The sequence below is a fragment of the Pseudolactococcus insecticola genome (genome assembly GCF_011170065.1).
Taxonomy (GTDB): domain Bacteria; phylum Bacillota; class Bacilli; order Lactobacillales; family Streptococcaceae; genus Pseudolactococcus; species Pseudolactococcus insecticola.
Map to the genome: position 1 here is coordinate 325221 of NZ_BLLH01000002.1, position 17026 is coordinate 342246.

A 17026-nucleotide genomic window follows, 5' to 3' on the forward strand; every position below is an offset into this window, starting at 1 on the left:
AAAACTAGCTTATATTAGAGTAAGCTAGTTTTTTTATCAATCTTCTTTTACTTCAGCATCACTTGCAGCGGAGTTTTCCTCAACTGTTGCAGTGTCATCAAGGGTTTCTGTGACATTGCTAATCACGATTTTATCGTCAATCACGTCTGCCACAAGTTCTTTGTGCTCAGGATGTTCAATATAGAAGTCGGCAATAGCATCTTCTATATTGTCTTGAATGGTTCTGCGAAGTGGACGCGCTCCCATTTTCGGATCATAGCCCAAGTCGACTAATTTTTCCTTGACGGCTTGCGTCACTTCCAGATGAATTTCATTGCGCGCGATTTGAGCATTAACATCAGCCAACATCAAATCAACAATCTTGAGCAGATTTTCCTTACTCAAAGCCTTGAACTCAATGATACCATCAAAACGGTTCATAAACTCAGGACTAAAGAAGTCACCGAGCTGACCTAAAACAGAGTTTGTAGTGCCTTCACGTGCTGCACCAAATCCGACATTTGCCTCAACCTTACCAGTCCCAGCGTTTGACGTCATGATGATAATAGTGTCCTTAAAGCTGATCGTACGGCCCTGTGCATCCGTCAGACGCCCGTCATCAAGGATCTGCAAAAACATGTGCATCACATCAGGATGCGCTTTTTCAATCTCGTCAAGCAAGATCAACGAATAAGGATTACGGCGGACTTTTTCAGTCAATTGTCCTGCTTCTTCGTAGCCAACATAGCCAGGAGGCGCACCGATGAGTTTTGCCACGCTGTGTTTTTCCATATATTCGCTCATGTCAAAGCGAATCATACTTTCTTGGCTACCAAATAGCTCAAGGGCGAGCTGTTTTGCAAGCTCCGTTTTTCCGACACCAGTCGGACCAACAAACATGAAACTACCGATTGGGCGATTGGCTTTGCCAAGTCCGACGCGGTTACGACGCACCGCTTTAGAAATCTTATCAATCGCTTCATCTTGACCAATGACATGACTCTTCAAGTCATCAGCGAGATTGATCAACTGCGTTTGTTCTTTTTCTTTGAGGTCGCCGACAGGAATTTGCGTCTTCTCTTCGATGATGGCTTCAATGTCTGTTTCAGAAATAATTGGCGTTTCTTCGTCCGTCAGCTCTTGTTTAGACAACTCACGCAATTTTGCGATTTGATCACGGAAATGCGCCGCCTTTTCAAAATCTTCTGAACGCAAAGCTTCATTTTTAGCGTCTTCTGACGACTGAATGCGTTTTGCGATTTCTTGTGGATCGACAAATTTCAAGGTCAGATTTTTCTTAGATCCTGACTCATCTAGCAAGTCAATCGCCTTATCTGGCAAGAAACGATCTTGGATATAGCGATTTGACAGGATTGCTGCCTGCTCGATTGCTTCATCGGTATATTTGACGTGATGGTAGTCTTCGTAACGTTTTTGAATCCCTCGCAAAATAGTAATCGTTTCATCAACAGAAGGCTCATCTACCTTGACAGGCTGCATCCGACGCTCAAGCGCCGCATCTTTTTCGATGATCCGATACTCGTTCAATGTCGTTGCACCAACAAGTTGTAGTTCACCGCGAGCAAGTGCAGGTTTCAGGATATTTCCCGCATCCATATTGCCATCGCCGGCAGAACCAGCACCAACAATCTCATGAATTTCATCAATGAACAAAATCACATCTTTACGTTCAGAGATTTCTTTCATCAACTTTTGCATCCGCTCTTCAAACTGACCACGAATACCAGTACCTTGAACAAGGCTGACAACGTCCAAACGAATAACTTCTTTATTTTGTAGTTTTTGTGGCACATCTCCATCAACGATTTTTTGTGCAAGCCCTTCAACCACAGCTGTTTTACCAACACCAGGCTCACCAATCAAGACGGGATTATTTTTCGTACGACGGTTGAGAATTTCAATCACACGTGTGATTTCTTGATCACGGCCAATGACCGGATCAATCTCACCTTTGCGTGCACTTTCAGTGACGTTAAAGCCAAATTCTTCTAGCATACCTTTAGGTTGAGCAGCCCCCGCACGACCACGCGGCGGACGATTGCCACCGTTGCCACCACCAGATTGCGTTGGTGGTGTATGATTTGGTCGACCATTTGGTCGGTTGAGATCCCCACTTAATGTCCCAAAAAGGTCATCAAATGGATTATTTGGTGTATAGTCATTATTATCTGACATATTTTGCGCTCCATTAGCTGAGGCATCGCCAAAAAGATTTTCGCGACCGCCCGCTTTCATAATCTGATAACAGTTCTGACAGAGATCATTTTGTTGTTTAACACCGTTCACATTCGTATAAAGGTGAATCGTTGCTTCATTTATTTGACAATTGTGACAGAGCATAGAAGTCACTCCTTCATTATTTGATAAAAGGTAAAACGGACTTTGACCATTTTTGACCTTTGACTATATTATATGTTTATTGTAATATAATTTCAACTATTTTGCTTATCTGAAAGATATTTCCAGGCAATAAAAAATGCCAACTCAATGGCATTTTCATCTGCTTATTCTGTAATGCGTTTCTCAGTGTCATAGTCAAAGAAATGACCTTTGTTGACATTAAACGTCAAATCAACATGTTCGCCCGGTTGACGGAAATCACGCGCATCAACTTTTGAGACAAACTCTGTGTCGCCGATTTTAGAGTAAAGCATGGTTTCAGCACCAAGCAACTCAGAAACAACAACTTCTGCTTTAACATTTTGATCTGGGAAGACGTCTTGAACGATACTTTCAGCTGAAATATCCTCAGGACGCAAGCCAAACCAAACTTTTTTCTTATCATAGCCTGCTGCTCTGAGCAATTTGACCTGACCTTCTGGAATCATGATGTCAAGACCCGCACCATTTGTCATGCGATCACCATTTACTGTCACTTCAAAGAAATTCATAGCTGGACTACCGATAAATCCTGCGACAAATTTATTTGCAGGCTCATTGTAAAGCTCTTTTGGCGCACCGATTTGTTCGATACGTCCTGTTGTGCCATCAGAATTTTTTGTCGCGCTCATGATGACAATACGATCAGCAAGCGTCATCGCTTCTGTTTGGTCATGGGTAACATAGATTGTTGTTGCCCCAATACGACGGTGAATTTTCGCAATTTCAGCACGCATTGACACACGCAGTTTGGCATCCAAGTTAGACAAAGGTTCATCCATAAGAAAGACTTTCGCATCACGGACAATGGCACGTCCCATCGCTACACGTTGACGCTGACCACCTGACATATCTGCGGGCTTACGGTCAAGCAACTCAGTCAAGCCAAGAATTTCTGCTGCTTCTTCCACGCGTTTTTTTATGTCATCTTTTTTGTATTTGCGCAATTTCAGACCAAATGCCATGTTGTCAAATACAGTCATATGTGGATACAAGGCATAGTTTTGGAAAACCATGGCAATGTCACGATCTTTTGGTGCAACGTCATTCATCCGCACGCCATCAATCGTAAATTCACCATTTGTGATGTCCTCAAGTCCTGCAATCATGCGTAGCGTCGTTGACTTACCACAGCCTGAAGGGCCAACGAATACGATAAATTCTTTGTCTTTGACATCTAAGTTAAAATCTTCCACTGCCTTGATTTTGGCGTTTGGATACACTTTATCAACATGTTCTAGGGCTAATGTTGTCATCTGATAATTCCTCTTTATCTTTATTTGATACCTTTATTATAACGAAAACGCTTTCATTCAAAAACAGACAAAAAGCACATTGTTTCTATACAACATGCCTAGTCTCTTTTATCCTACAGCTATCTCAAAAACTTTGACGTTTTGATTTACGCTCCGCACGGCCTTGTGCACGACCTTCAATGCGTTTTTTCGCTTTCTTTTGCTTGTCAATTTCCCAGCCAATTTTTTTCTTATAAGCTGGTTTGATATGTTTTTTCTTCTTTTTGACAAGCCCAATCATGGTAATGTCAAGTGCTTCCTTTGATTTTTCCCGTTTATCACGGCGGTCTCGGTCATAGGAATCTACGATTTCACCATTTTTGATGACTTTTGGTGTGAATTTGATGCCGATTTTTTCAAGCTCATGAATTGCCGCATCATCAGACGGCTGATAGAGCGTAATCGCTGTCCCAGACATGCCATTTCGCCCAGTTCTTCCAACACGGTGAACGAAAAATTCCAAGTCTCTAGGAATGGCGTCGTTAATGATATGGCTCACGCCCTCGATGTCAATGCCACGCGCCGCCAAATCAGTCGCAACCACATATTGGTAGTCGAGATTTTGGACAGCTTTCATGATGCGTTTACGTTCACGTGGTGGTACGCCACCATGGATTTTAGCGGCCTTGATACCGTTATTGACCAAAAAGCGATGCAGCTCATCAGCACGTTCCTTGGTATTGGTAAAAATCATGGCAAGGTATGGATTAACCGTTTGTAGTACTTCCAAAATCGCTGCATTATTGCCACGACCCTTAGTCGAAATCAACCAGTTATCAATCATATCACTGATAACCGTCTTGGTTGCGATTTTTTCCATGACAGGATTATTGAGATATTTTTTCAAAAATGGTTGTAGCTTTTGTGGAATAGTCGCTGAAAAAACAAGCATCTGCACTTTTTTGTCAAAGGTGCCAGCGATTTTGTCAACTTCGTTTAAAAATCCCATGTCTAGTGTCATATCAGCTTCATCGATGACAAAGATATTGGCTGTATAAGTTTTAAGCGCCTGTGCATCAATCAAGTCAAGAATCCGACCGGGCGTTCCGATGACAATGTGAGGTTGATTGCCAGATAGTTTTTCAATCTGACGTTTTTTATCTGTGCCACCAACAAAGTTTGTGATACGAATCGTATCATCAAACTTGGTAAATGCCATCGCCGCATTATAAATTTGCGTCGCAAGTTCGCGTGACGGCGCTGTAATCACGGCCTGCACACCGTCAATCTGCGTGTCAATCTGCTGAAAAATCGGCAGCAAAAATGTATGCGTTTTGCCCGATCCTGTTTTTGATTCACCGACAATATCACGGCCTGATAAAGCAATCGGAATCAGCTTTTCTTGGACTGGTGTAGCTGTCTTAAACTTGATATTCTCTAACGTCTCGTTAATAAATGGTTTGAAATTAAATTCTGTGAATTGCATAGTGTTCTCGTTTTTCTAGTAGTCGTCTTTCTATTATAACATAAAAAGCCACTAGCATTTGTGGCTTTTTTGATAATCCGATGCGCGTAGCACATTTTGGTTGTTTGAATCTCATTGCCAGTAAGCCGGCCGTTGTTTTTCGTAGGCTGTGATCATGTCCTCATACTGCAGCGTGATACCGATGTCATCAAGACCATTGACCAGTTTACGCTTCCATTCGGCGTCGATTTCAAACGTAAACTCCCCTTTTGAGGTTTTGATCACTTGGTTTGGTAAGTCAATCTCGATTGACTCGTCTGGTGATAAGGCTGCCAAGATTTCACGATTTTCAAGTGGTTGAACAATTGGCAGAATGCCATTTTTTAGTTCATTGTTGTAGTGAATATCTGAAAATGAACCTGCGATAACCGCACGAAAACCGTAATCTTTAATCGCCCAAGCAGCATGTTCACGTGACGACCCTGAACCAAAGTTATCCCCAGAAATCAAAATCGTTGCCTGCTGATATTCTGGATGATTTAAAATAAAATCAGGATTTTCATTTTCACCATCATCCAGATAACGCCACTCAAAAAACATATTTTTTCCAAAGCCTGTTTTATCCGTCGCCTTCAAAAACTGTTTGGGAATGATCTGGTCTGTATCGATATTATCGTTCATGAGTGGCACTGTTGTGCCTTTATAGACTGTAAATTTATCCATTATGCAAGCACCTCCCGTGCATCTACAAACTTGCCGTTGATTGCAGCGAGCGCTGCCATGGCTGGACTACACAGATGTGTGCGAGCACCGTGACCTTGACGCCCCTCAAAGTTACGATTACTTGTTGATGCACAATGCACGCCTTCAGGCACGTGGTCAGGGTTCATGCCAAGACACATCGAGCAACCCGGTTCACGCCACTCAAAACCAGCGTCGATAAAAATTTTATCTAGGCCAAGCGCTTCAGCTGCTTTTTTGACTGGACGGCTGCCTGGCACGACAATGGCTGTCAGTTTGTCAGAAATCTTGTGACCTTTGACAATTTCAGCAGCGAGTTCAAGATCGCTCAGACGCGCATTAGTACACGAACCAATGAAAACATAGCCTAGGTCAATATCTTCAGGCTTACCACCAGGTTGTAAGTCCATGTATTTGTAAGCACGTTCATCATTGAAATCTTTGATTTCTGGGAAGTTTTCTGTAAACTCAATGCCCATCTCAGGGTTGGTCCCCCAAGTGACCATTGGTGCGAGTTCTGACACGTCGATTGTGATGACTTTATCATAGACAGCATCCGCGTCTGACGGCAGTGTTTCCCAGTCAGCAATAGCTGCTGCCATATCTTTTGGTGCAAATTCGCGGCCATTGACATAGTCATATGTTTTTTGGTCAGGATTCATCAGACCCATTTTTGAGCCAAATTCGATTGCCATGTTACAGATGGTCATGCGTTCTTCCATCTCAAGATTTGCGATGGCTTCGCCTGTAAACTCAACCGCATAGCCAACACCCGCATCAACGCCATACCTAGCAATCAGTGCTAAAATAAAGTCTTTTGAGTAGACCCCTTTAGCAGGTTTTCCGATGAACTCGACTTTCATTTGTTTAGGTTTAACTTGCCAAAGGGTTTGTGTTGCAAAAACGTGTTCAACCTCGCTCGTACCAATCCCAAAGGCAATTGCCCCAAAAGCACCATGCGTTGCCGTGTGAGAATCCCCACAAACAACGACTTTACCTGGCTGTGAATTTCCCGTTTCAGGGCCAACCATGTGGACAATGCCTTGACGGGCAGAGCCATGCGTGGCAGCATCAATGCCAAATTCTTTGACATTGCGCGCAAGTGTATCAATCTGATTTTTAGAAATCAAATCTGAAATGTTGAAAATATCAACAGTTGGTACATTGTGGTCTGTCGTGCCAAATGTTAAATCTGGGCGACGTACCTTACGTCCGGTTTCACGTAAACCTTGAAAAGCTTGAGGGCTGGTTACCTCATGAATCATGTGGAAGTCCACATAAAGCAGTTGTGGCTCGCCTGCTTCGCCTGTAATGACGTGACGATCCCAAAGCTTATCAAAAATTGTTTGTCCCATAAAGTTCTTCTTTCTATCTTCTATTTTTATTTGACCTAATTTAAGTCAAATTTCTGATAATTGCAACTATTGCAACACAATCTATTATAACACCAATCCACCAAATTATCTGAAAATATACTTTTCGAGTTTTATGATGAAACACATGACCTGCCAAAAGTGCCCCAATGCCACCAAATAAGACGGCTGATAGCAATAATGTCTTTTCACTAATACGCCAAAGGCCACGCTTGGCACGCCGTTTATCTTCACCATAAATGACAAAAACAACTAGATTCCAGATGACGAGGATGGCAAATAACCCCATCATCATAGATTACTGATAATAGCTGCTGTCATTTCTGACAGGCTTGCTGTGCCACCCAAATCTTTCGTCAGAACACCGTCAAGTAAGGTTTTATTAACCGCATTTTCGATAAACTGAGCTCCTGCTGTTTCATCAAAACTTTCACGCAACATCATGGCAACTGATAAAATCATCGAGATTGGGTTTGCAATGCCTAAGCCTGCAATATCAGGCGCTGAGCCGTGAATCGGTTCATAAAGGCTAGGCCCATTTGCAGCATGAGAGGCAGACGGCATGACGCCCAAAGTTCCAGGCAAAACACTTGATTCGTCAGACAAGATGTCACCAAACAGGTTTTCAGTCACAATCACGTCAAAGTCGCTCGGATTCGTGATCATCTTCATAGCAAGGCTGTCAACAAGTGCGTGTTCAAGCGTCACATCAGGATAACTTTTGGCTACATCTTCAGCGACAATACGCCAAAGTTTCGAAGTTGCAAGCACATTTTGCTTGTCAACAGAGGTGACTTTTTTACCACGTCCACGTGCAATCTCAAAGGAAATTTTGATAATGCGCTCGATTTCTTCATAGCTATAATCATTGACATCACGCGCATCACGCGCGTTCAGCGTGTGCTCGCCAAAGTAAATGCCACCTGTCAACTCACGCACCACGACAAAGTCAACACCTTCGATAATCTCAGGTTTGAGTGGCGAAAGATGCTTGAGCGCATCGAAAATTTGCACAGGGCGGATATTAGCAAACAAGCCCAGCTCTTTTCTGAGGGCAAGTAAGCCCTGTTCTGGTCGAACAGCCGCATCGTTGTATTTGGGTCCACCAATCGCTGCAAGTAAGATGGCATCTGCGTTTTTAGCAGCATTTAACGTACTTTCAGGCAATGGATGATTTTCCGCATCAATGGCTGCGCCTCCGAAATTTTTCGCTTCAATTTCGTAGTCAAAATTGATTTTCGGTGCAACTGCAGCAAGCACGTCAAGGCCTGCTGCCATGATCTCAGGACCAATCCCGTCACCTGCAAGTGTTACTATTTTTTTCGTCATAATCGTCTTTCTATTTACTTAAACTTTGTCTTAAATCGTGTCTTTTTCAGAAATTTTCTTCGTGATGATACCCGCATTTTCACGTTGCACCAAAGTATTTGCGTTTGAGTAGGCGATAGCACTCGCGCGCAATACGTCAAAGTCAAGGCCACTCGCATTGAAAATGGTACCTGTGTCCACATTTTCAACCGTCACATGCACTTCTGCTTGGGCATCAATCCCGTCTGTCACCGCAACAATGGTATAGCTTTCAAGTTTAACCGTTTGATTAAAGAACTTGTCAATCGCGTTAAACGCCGCTTCCACTGAACCACTACCATTTGCAATCGTTTCGATACTTTCATTGTCAACATTGCGCATGGCCACTGTCACAGTTTGCGTGCCATCAAGGTTTGACGCAATCGTCAAGGTATCAAATTGGAAGCCTTCGTGATTTTCAACGGTTGTCCCAGCAACCAGCGCCCGAATATCTGTATCTGTGATCTCGTGCTTTTTATCAGCCAGGATTTTAAACTTAGCAAAAAGATCTTGGACTTCTGAGTCTGTCACCTCAATGTCAAGCTCATGCAGTTTTTCAACAAAGGCATGGCGACCTGAAAGTTTCCCAAGTGGCAGTGAATTTTTCTTGACCCCAACCATTTCTGGTGTGATGATTTCATAGGTTTCAGGATTTTTAAGCACGCCATCCTGGTGAATACCTGACTCATGTGCAAAAGCATTGCCACCGACAACCGCCTTGTTTTTAGGCACTGGTATGCCTGAAAAACGTGATACGAGTTCTGACGTTGTAAAGGTTTCGTTTAACACAATGTCTGACGTTGCTTGATAATAGTCTTTACGGATCTCAAGCGCCACTGCGACCTCTTCGAGTGCGACATTTCCCGCACGTTCGCCGATACCATTAATCGTGCCTTCAATACGTCCTGCGCCACCTTTGATGGCTGCAAGTGTATTTGCCGTCGCCATGCCCAAGTCATCATGACAATGCGGGCTGAAAATAATCTCACGATCAGATGTCACATTTTCAATCAAAAATTTGAATGTCTCATAGTATTCTGACGGGGTTGTGAAACCGACTGTATCAGGAATATTGATATAGGTCGCACCCGCATCAACTGCTGTTTGCACAGCCCTGAGCAAGAAATCTTTTTCTGTCCGCGTCGCATCTTCTGGCGAAAACTCGACCACATCAAACAGTGATTTGGCATAGCTAACGTGCTCTGTGATTGAGGCAATCACTTCGTCTGGTGTTTTTTTCAGTTTATAAGTCATGTGGACAGGACTTGTCGCGATAAAAACGTGAACTTGTGGAAATTTCGCGTCTTTAAGCGCTTCATAGGCTGCGTCAATGTCGGATTTGACCGCACGTGCAAGGCCAGTGACAGCTGTTTTTGTCAGCGTCTTAGCGATCTGTTGAACCGCTTCAAATGAATCTGGACTCGCTGCTGGAAAGCCAGCTTCAATGGCTGAAATACCCCATTTTTCAAGCTGTTTTGCAATGGCAACTTTTTCTTTAACAGAAAAGTTGACCCCAGGTGTTTGTTCACCATCACGAAGACTGGTGTCTAGAAATTCGATTTTACGCATAGCATATTCTCCTTATTTTTGGGAAAGGTATAAAATTATAAAAGAAAAACGCCCCATCAAAGTGCGGGACGCAAGTCTTTTGTCCCACTAGATGACTGAACGCCAAACAGGACACGTACAATTAAGGATAAACCTTAAAACGTGTCCTTCATCAACAATCGCAATGTTTTGTTTGACTGTGTCATCTTTCAATGGAACCTTTCTTATTTTATTACAGTTTACCGCTTTGTCAGATCTTTGTCAAGTAAAAAGATGGCATTTTTTGAAAATTCGGTTAGTTATTTGCCTGGGTAAACGTCTTCTGAAAACCATTTTTCAGAGATTTTTTGGAACTCACCGTCTGCATGGAGGGCTTTGATTGATTTGTTGATATTTGCCACCAATGTCTTATCAGACTTGCGGGCACCAACGGCAAAGTCTTCTGACGCATAACCTGTTTTGATGATGTTATAGTCATTGATCTCGCCATTTTTCGTCAGATAGTAGTTAGCATAGACATTGTCAATCAAAAGACCGTTGATACGACCCGCTTTCAAGTCAAGAAGTGCTGAGTTGAAATCCTCGTACTGTGTGGCGTCATTATCTTTGACGATATCTTTTAGAATTTTCGGCTGATTGGTAAAAGCGTCGTAGCCTGATGAGCCCTGTTGGGCACCGAGGATTTTATCTTTCATGCCTGAAACCGAGTCGATTTTACTTGATTTTTTCGTGACTAACACTTGCTCATTTTTCATGTAAGGGTCGCTGAACAAGACTTTTTTCTCACGTTCTTTCGTCACTGAGTAGCCATTCCAAATCAGGTCTATTGAGCCGTTTTTGAGCTCAGTTTCTTTCATGTCCCAGTCGATTGGCTGCATTTTGACCTTGATGCCATAGCGTTTGAAGACTGCTTTAGCTAGGTCAATGTCGAAGCCTTCATTTTTACCCTTGTCATTTTTAAAGCCCATTGGCACAAATGTATTATCAAAGCCGATAACGACTTCTTTTTTGTCTTTGATGGCAGCCCAGCTGTCCTTGCTTGATTTATTACCACAAGCGGCTAATGTGATAAATGCTGCAACAACAACCACGAATCCTATTATTTTTTTAAACGTCATCTTAATTCTCCTTATTTTCTTTTGGATTGACTTTGATAATAGTGTCTGCTATCTTTTCTGCAAAAGTCATGTCATGCGTCACGACAATTTGCGTGATACCAAGCGCTTTATTTTCCAAAATCAGCTTACCAACCTGATCTCGCAGGGCTGGATCAAGCGCAGATGTCGGCTCATCATAGCCGATGATTTTCGGGTCGATCATCATGGCACGCGCAAGTGCCACACGCTGTTTCTGACCGCCTGATAAACTATACGGATAGGCATTTTTTTGCTCAATGACTTCCAAGTTTTCAAGTAAGGCCTCAGCTTTTGCAACAGCATCTGGTTTTGAAATGCCCATCGTCTTAACAGGTGACAAGGTTAAGTTTTCAAGCACTGTCATATGTGGAAAGAGCTGGAAATCCTGGAAGACAAATCCCAGTAAATTTCGCGTGATAAGCTCATCTAGGTTGATCGTTTCGTCATCGAAAATGACCTGACCTGAGTCAATCGTTTCAAGCCCCGCAAGCATCCTGAGCAAGGTCGTTTTCCCGCCGCCTGAGGGACCCGCAATCGCCACGACTTCACCCGCATTGATTGTCAAATCAAAACCATCAAAAATCACACGATCGTCAAATTTTTTAGAAATATTTTTAAGTTTTAGCATAAAAACTCCTACTTGTAATAGTCAAATCGTTGCTCGATTTTTTTCGATAAGACAGTCAGAATCCCAATCAAGATCAAATAAATCAGAGCTGCCATCATGATGGGCGCAAGCGATACATCACGGCTCATCGCAATTTTTCCAGCCCGCAGCAGATCGCCAAGCCCGACCACATAGATCAAAGACGAGTCTTTGACAAGATTGATGACCTCGTTAAAAACTGACGGCAAAACGATTTTGATAACTTGTGGCAGTTGTACATAGCGGATGGTCTGCCATCTGCTGAGTTTCAGCACTTTTGCGGCCTCAAGCTGACCGTTTGGCACGGCCTTGATCCCGCCACGAAAAATTTCTGCAAAATACGCTGCATAATTCAGCGTGAAAGCAAGGAGCGCAGATGGAAAACGCGGTAAAGTTGGCCCAATCATTGGCAAAGCATAAAAGATGATGATCAGCTGCACAAGAAGCGGTGTGCCACGCATGATCCAGACGTAAATGTTCACAAACCAGCTCACAACAGGCACGCGTAGTAAAAATGACAGCAAGATGCCAAGTGGAATCGCAAGCACCAATGTCAAGGCAAAGACAAGCAAGGTCAGCTTAGTCCCGTCCAATAATTGCGGTAAAATTTCTAATATATAGGACATAACTTCTCCAATTTATAAAATCAGCGATGGCAAAATAAACCATCATCTTTTCAATTATATCATGTTTTCTGAAAATTGTGACACATATTCTTAACTAAAATCAAGCTTAAAGCAAAAATTTTTATAGAGCCCAAAAAACGCATAACGTTTTCACACGTTACGCGTCTTTTTTGATTATTTACCAGTAATTTGGTCAATAACTTGTTCACCTTCACCGTCTTGTTTCTTACGGCGTTTGTAGGCTACCAAGAACCCGGCTGAGAGCATTGCTACACCCGCAAGGAGCGTTGCTTTACTGTCACTTTCACCTGTTTTCGGCAAAATTTTCGCACTAGGTATTGGTTGAACTGATTTTGCTTTAGCAGTTGTAGACAAAATCGGTGTTACTTTCGCTTTTGCAGTTGTTGGTAGAACAGTTGGGACAACTGAATTGCCTTGCGCTGTCGCAATCGCTGCATTAAGCGCCGCAATCGCATCAAGAATTTCTTGTGTCGTTGCTTTTTCACCTTTCGATGACGCAATCAACGCTGCAAGTTTTTCTTGCGCTGCCTTGACTGCTGGATCTGCCGCAACGTCTGTCGGGATCGTGATCGCATCTGCTGTTCCAATCGCTTCATCACGAGCTGCTTTAGCTGATTCAGTCGCTTTGACAAGTACGTCTGTCGCTGCGTTGATTGCATCTGCTGTTGCGTTTGGATCATTGAGCAAATCTTGAAGCGCTTTAACCGCATCCGCTACAGCTGATTCATTACCAACTGGATGCACGTTGTCAAGTGCCGCTTGAGCTGCTGTTCTTGCAGAATCGTTTGAAGATTCTGCTGAAGCAATTGCAGCATTCAAAGCAGCAATCGCATCAAGAATTTCTTGCGTCGTTGCTTTTTCATCTTTTGATGCTGCAATCAGGGCTGCAAGTTTGTCTTGCGCCGCTTTGACTGCTGGATCAGTTACAACGTTAGCTGGAATCTTAGTTGAATTTGCTTTTTCAATTGCAGCGTTACGATCTGACTTAGCAGGCTTAGTTACATCTTGAAGTGCTTTAATTGCATCTTCAATTTGCGTTGTTGTCGAATTTGGATCATCAAGCAAATCTTGTAACCTCTTAACTGCATCAAATACAGCAGATTCGTTACCAACTGGGTGAGTTGCGTTGATTGCTACTTGAGCAGCAGCACGTGCATCTCCAGTTCCTTGCAGGGCAATGATAATTGCATCATTTAGATCATCGATTGCTTTTTGAATATCAGCAGTAGTTGCGTTTTCATTCTTCGAATCGGCAATTGCTTTATTCAAAGCATCTTTTGCTGCAGAAACGGCTGGATCATCGGCAATTGAACTTGGAATAGTTGTAATTGCACTGTTACCATCTGAAATTGCATTACCACGATCGATTTTGGCTGCATTAGTCGCATCTTGAAGATTCTTTGTTGCATCAGCGATTTGTTCAACTGTTGCATTTGGATCATTCAAAATATCTTCAAGTGCGTCAGCAGCATTCTTAACAGCAGTTTCGTTACCAACTGGATGAACGTTATTCAAAGCATCTTGAGCTTTCTTGATTGCAGAATCTTTATCATTTTCAGCAATTGTAATTGCATTTTCAAGATTTGCCAAGGCATCAAGAATATCTTGAGTAGTTCCCTTGTCATTTGCGGCGTTCTTAATGGCATCATCAAGAGCTTTTTTAGCATTGATTACATCTTGATTGCCAGCAATTGAGCTAGGAATTTCAACTACAGCAGCTTGTTTGTTTGCATCGTCACGGATTACTTTTGCATCCGCAGTTGCATCTTCAAGAGCCTTAGTTGCGTTCTCGATTTGTTCAACAGTTGCGTTTGGATCATTAAGAATGTTCTTAAGATTATCAGCAGCTTTTGAAACAGCGTTTTCCAAACTTACAGGTGCAGTGTTGTTAAGTGCATCTTGAGCAGCCTTAACCGCATCAGCTAGATCAGTATTTGTCACAACTGGCTTAACAGTATTTTCGGCTGTCTTGATTGCGTTATCAAGATCATCTTGAGCCTTCTTGACGTCTGTTTCTGTTGCATCAGGGTCATCAATCAATGTTTGAAGATCATCTTTAGCTTTATTAACGTTGTCATCATCTGAAACATTTGCTGGGATTTTGGCAATGTCATCTGCCGCTGCAGACTTAGCATCTTCAACTTCTTGCTCTGCTTGTTTAACAGCATCGTCAAGTGCATCTTGAGCAGCCTTGATTTCAGTTTCTGTTGCATCTGGATCATCAATCAATGCTTGAAGATCATCTTTAGCTTTGTTGACATTGTCATCATCCGAAACGTTTGTTGGGATTTTGTTAATGTCATCTGTTGCGGCAGACTTAGCATCTTCAACTTCTTTTTCAGCTTGTTTAACAGCATCGTCAAGTGCATCTTGAGCAGCCTTGATTTCAGTTTCTGTTGAATCTGGGTTATCAATCACTGCTTGAAGATCATCTTTAGCTTTATTGACATTATCATCATCTGAAACATTTGTTGGGATTTTAGCAATGTCGTCAGTCGCTGCAGACTTAGCATATTCAACTTCTTTTTCAGCTTGTTTAACAGCATCGTCAAGTTTGTCTTGTGCATCTTTGATTTGTGTTTCAGTTGCATCAGGATCATCAATCAATGCTTGAAGATCATCTTTAGCTTTATTGACATTGTCATCATCTGAAACGTTAGTTGGGATTTTGGCAATGTCATCTGTTGCTGCAGTTTTTGCATCTGTTACTTCTTGTTCTGCTTGTTTAACAGCATCGTCCAAAGCATCTTGAGCTTTCTTGATTTCAGTTTCTGTTGAATCTGGATCATTAATTACTGCTTGAAGATCATCTTTAGCTTTGTTGACATTGTCATCATCTGAAACATTTGTTGGGATTTTAGCAATGTCGTCAGTCGCTGCAGACTTAGCATCTTCAACTTCTTTTTCAGCTTGTTTAACAGCATCGTCAAGTTTGTCTTGTGCATCTTTGATTTGTGTTTCAGTCGCATCAGGATCATCAATCAATGCTTGAAGATCATCTTTAGCTTTATTGACATTGTCATCATCAGTTACGTTAGTTGGGATGTTGTTAATGTCATCTGTTGCGGCAATCTTAGCATCTGTTACTTCTTGTTCAGCTTGTTTAACAGCATCGTCAAGTGCATCTTGAGCAGCCTTGATTTCAGTTTCTGTTGAATCTGGGTTATCAATCAATGCTTGAAGATCATCTTTAGCTTTATTGACATTGTCATCATCTGAAACATTTGTTGGGATGTTTTCAATGTCATCAGTAGCGGCAGACTTAGCATCTGTTACTTCTTGTTCAGCTTGAGCTACTGCATCGTCCAAAGCATCTTGAGCTTTCTTGATTTCAGTTTCTGTTGAATCTGGGTTATCAATCACTGCTTGAAGATCATCTTTAGCTTTATTGACATTATCATCATCTGAAACATTTGTTGAGATGCTGCTAATGTCATCTGTTGCTGCAGTTTTCGCATCTTCAACTTCTTTTTCAGCTTGAGCTACTGCATCGTCCAAAGCATCTTGAGCAGCCTTGATTTCAGTTTCTGTTGCATCAGGATCATTAATTACTGCTTGAAGATCATCTTTAGCTTTGTTGACATTCTCATCATCCGAAACGTTTGTTGGGATTTTGGCAATATCATCAGTAGCTACAGTCTTCGCATCTTCAACTTCTTTTTCAGCTTGAGCTACTGCATCGTCAAGCGCATCTTGAGCAGCCTTGATTTCAGTTTCTGTTGCATCAGGATCATCAATCAATGCTTGAAGATCATCTTTAGCTTTGTTGACATTCTCATCATCTGAAACGTTAGTTGGGATTTTAGCAATGTCGTCAGTAGCTGCAGACTTAGCATCTTCAACTTCTTGTTCAGCTTGAGCTACTGCATCGTCAAGCGCATCTTGAGCAGCCTTGATTTCAGTTTCTGTTGCATCAGGATCATCAATTAATGCTTGAAGATCATCTTTAGCTTTATTGACATTGTCATCATCGGATACGTTAGTTGGGATGTTTTCAATGTCATCAGTAGCAGAAGACTTAGCATCAGTTACTTCTTGCTCTGCTTGTTTAACAGCATCGTCAAGTTTGTCTTTAGCATCGTTGATTTGTGTTTCTGTTGCGTCTGGATCATCAATTAATGCTTGAAGATCGTCTTTAGCTTTATTAACGTTGTCATCATCCGAAACGTTTGTTGGGATTTTGTTAATGTCATCAGTTGCGGCAGACTTAGCATCTTCAACTTCTTGTTCAGCTTGAGCTACTGCATCGTCAAGTGCATCTTGAGCAGCTTTGATTTCAGTTTCCGTTGAATCAGGATCATCAATCAATGCTTGAAGATCATCTTTAGCTTTGTTTACATTGTCATCATCTGAAACATTTGTTGGGATTTTGTTAATGTCATCAGTTGCGGCAGACTTAGCATCTTCAACTTCTTGTTCAGCTTGTTTAACAGCATCGTCTAATGCATCTTGGGCAGCCTTGATTTCAGTTTCTGTTGCGTCTGGATCATCAATCAATGCTTGAAGATC

At 42.2% G+C, this 17026-nt stretch carries 12 protein-coding genes; all 12 read right to left on the reverse strand.

What is annotated here, in order from left to right:
• Positions 1-36: 36 nt before the first annotated feature.
• Positions 37-2340 carry an ATP-dependent Clp protease ATP-binding subunit gene (locus tag Hs20B_RS03825; protein WP_172355767.1) on the reverse strand — a complete coding sequence of 768 codons (2304 nt, stop codon included), beginning with the start codon at positions 2338-2340 and terminating at the stop codon, positions 37-39.
• A gap of 164 nt (positions 2341-2504) precedes the next feature.
• Positions 2505-3635, reverse strand: a complete 1131-nt coding sequence (locus Hs20B_RS03830) for an ABC transporter ATP-binding protein (protein WP_172355769.1) — start codon at positions 3633-3635, stop codon at positions 2505-2507.
• Between the two features lie 124 nt (positions 3636-3759).
• Positions 3760-5100, reverse strand: a complete 1341-nt coding sequence (locus Hs20B_RS03835; protein WP_172355771.1) for a DEAD/DEAH box helicase — start codon at positions 5098-5100, stop codon at positions 3760-3762.
• Positions 5101-5211: 111 nt separating this feature from the next.
• Positions 5212-5802 carry a 3-isopropylmalate dehydratase small subunit gene (gene leuD, locus Hs20B_RS03840; protein ID WP_172355773.1) on the reverse strand — a complete coding sequence of 197 codons (591 nt, stop codon included), beginning with the start codon at positions 5800-5802 and terminating at the stop codon, positions 5212-5214.
• Positions 5802-7175, reverse strand: coding sequence for a 3-isopropylmalate dehydratase large subunit (gene leuC / locus Hs20B_RS03845; protein ID WP_172355775.1), 1374 nt, complete (start codon positions 7173-7175; stop codon positions 5802-5804). Before leuC ends, leuD begins: the two co-directional genes overlap by 1 nt.
• 40 nt (positions 7176-7215) lie before the next feature.
• Positions 7216-7485: a DUF1294 domain-containing protein gene (locus Hs20B_RS03850; RefSeq protein WP_308780218.1), complete on the reverse strand. Its 270-nt coding sequence runs from the start codon at positions 7483-7485 to the stop codon at positions 7216-7218.
• Positions 7485-8522, reverse strand: coding sequence for a 3-isopropylmalate dehydrogenase (gene leuB, locus Hs20B_RS03855; protein WP_172355778.1), 1038 nt, complete (start codon positions 8520-8522; stop codon positions 7485-7487). The genes Hs20B_RS03850 and leuB overlap by 1 nt, the downstream gene beginning before the upstream one ends.
• Before the next feature lie 30 nt (positions 8523-8552).
• Positions 8553-10109: a 2-isopropylmalate synthase gene (locus Hs20B_RS03860; protein ID WP_172355780.1), complete on the reverse strand. Its 1557-nt coding sequence runs from the start codon at positions 10107-10109 to the stop codon at positions 8553-8555.
• A 278-nt stretch (positions 10110-10387) separates the two neighbouring features.
• Positions 10388-11206, reverse strand: a complete 819-nt coding sequence (locus Hs20B_RS03865; RefSeq protein ID WP_172355782.1) for an amino acid ABC transporter substrate-binding protein — start codon at positions 11204-11206, stop codon at positions 10388-10390.
• Position 11207: 1 nt separating this feature from the next.
• On the reverse strand, positions 11208-11852 hold the full coding sequence (locus tag Hs20B_RS03870; RefSeq protein WP_172355784.1) for an amino acid ABC transporter ATP-binding protein: 645 nt from the start codon (positions 11850-11852) through the stop codon (positions 11208-11210).
• A gap of 8 nt (positions 11853-11860) precedes the next feature.
• A complete protein-coding gene (locus Hs20B_RS03875; protein ID WP_172355785.1) occupies positions 11861-12496 on the reverse strand; it encodes an amino acid ABC transporter permease in 636 nt (211 codons plus the stop codon).
• Between the two features lie 174 nt (positions 12497-12670).
• A partial coding sequence (locus Hs20B_RS03880; RefSeq protein WP_172355787.1) for an LPXTG cell wall anchor domain-containing protein occupies positions 12671-17026 on the reverse strand: 4356 nt, incomplete at its 5' end.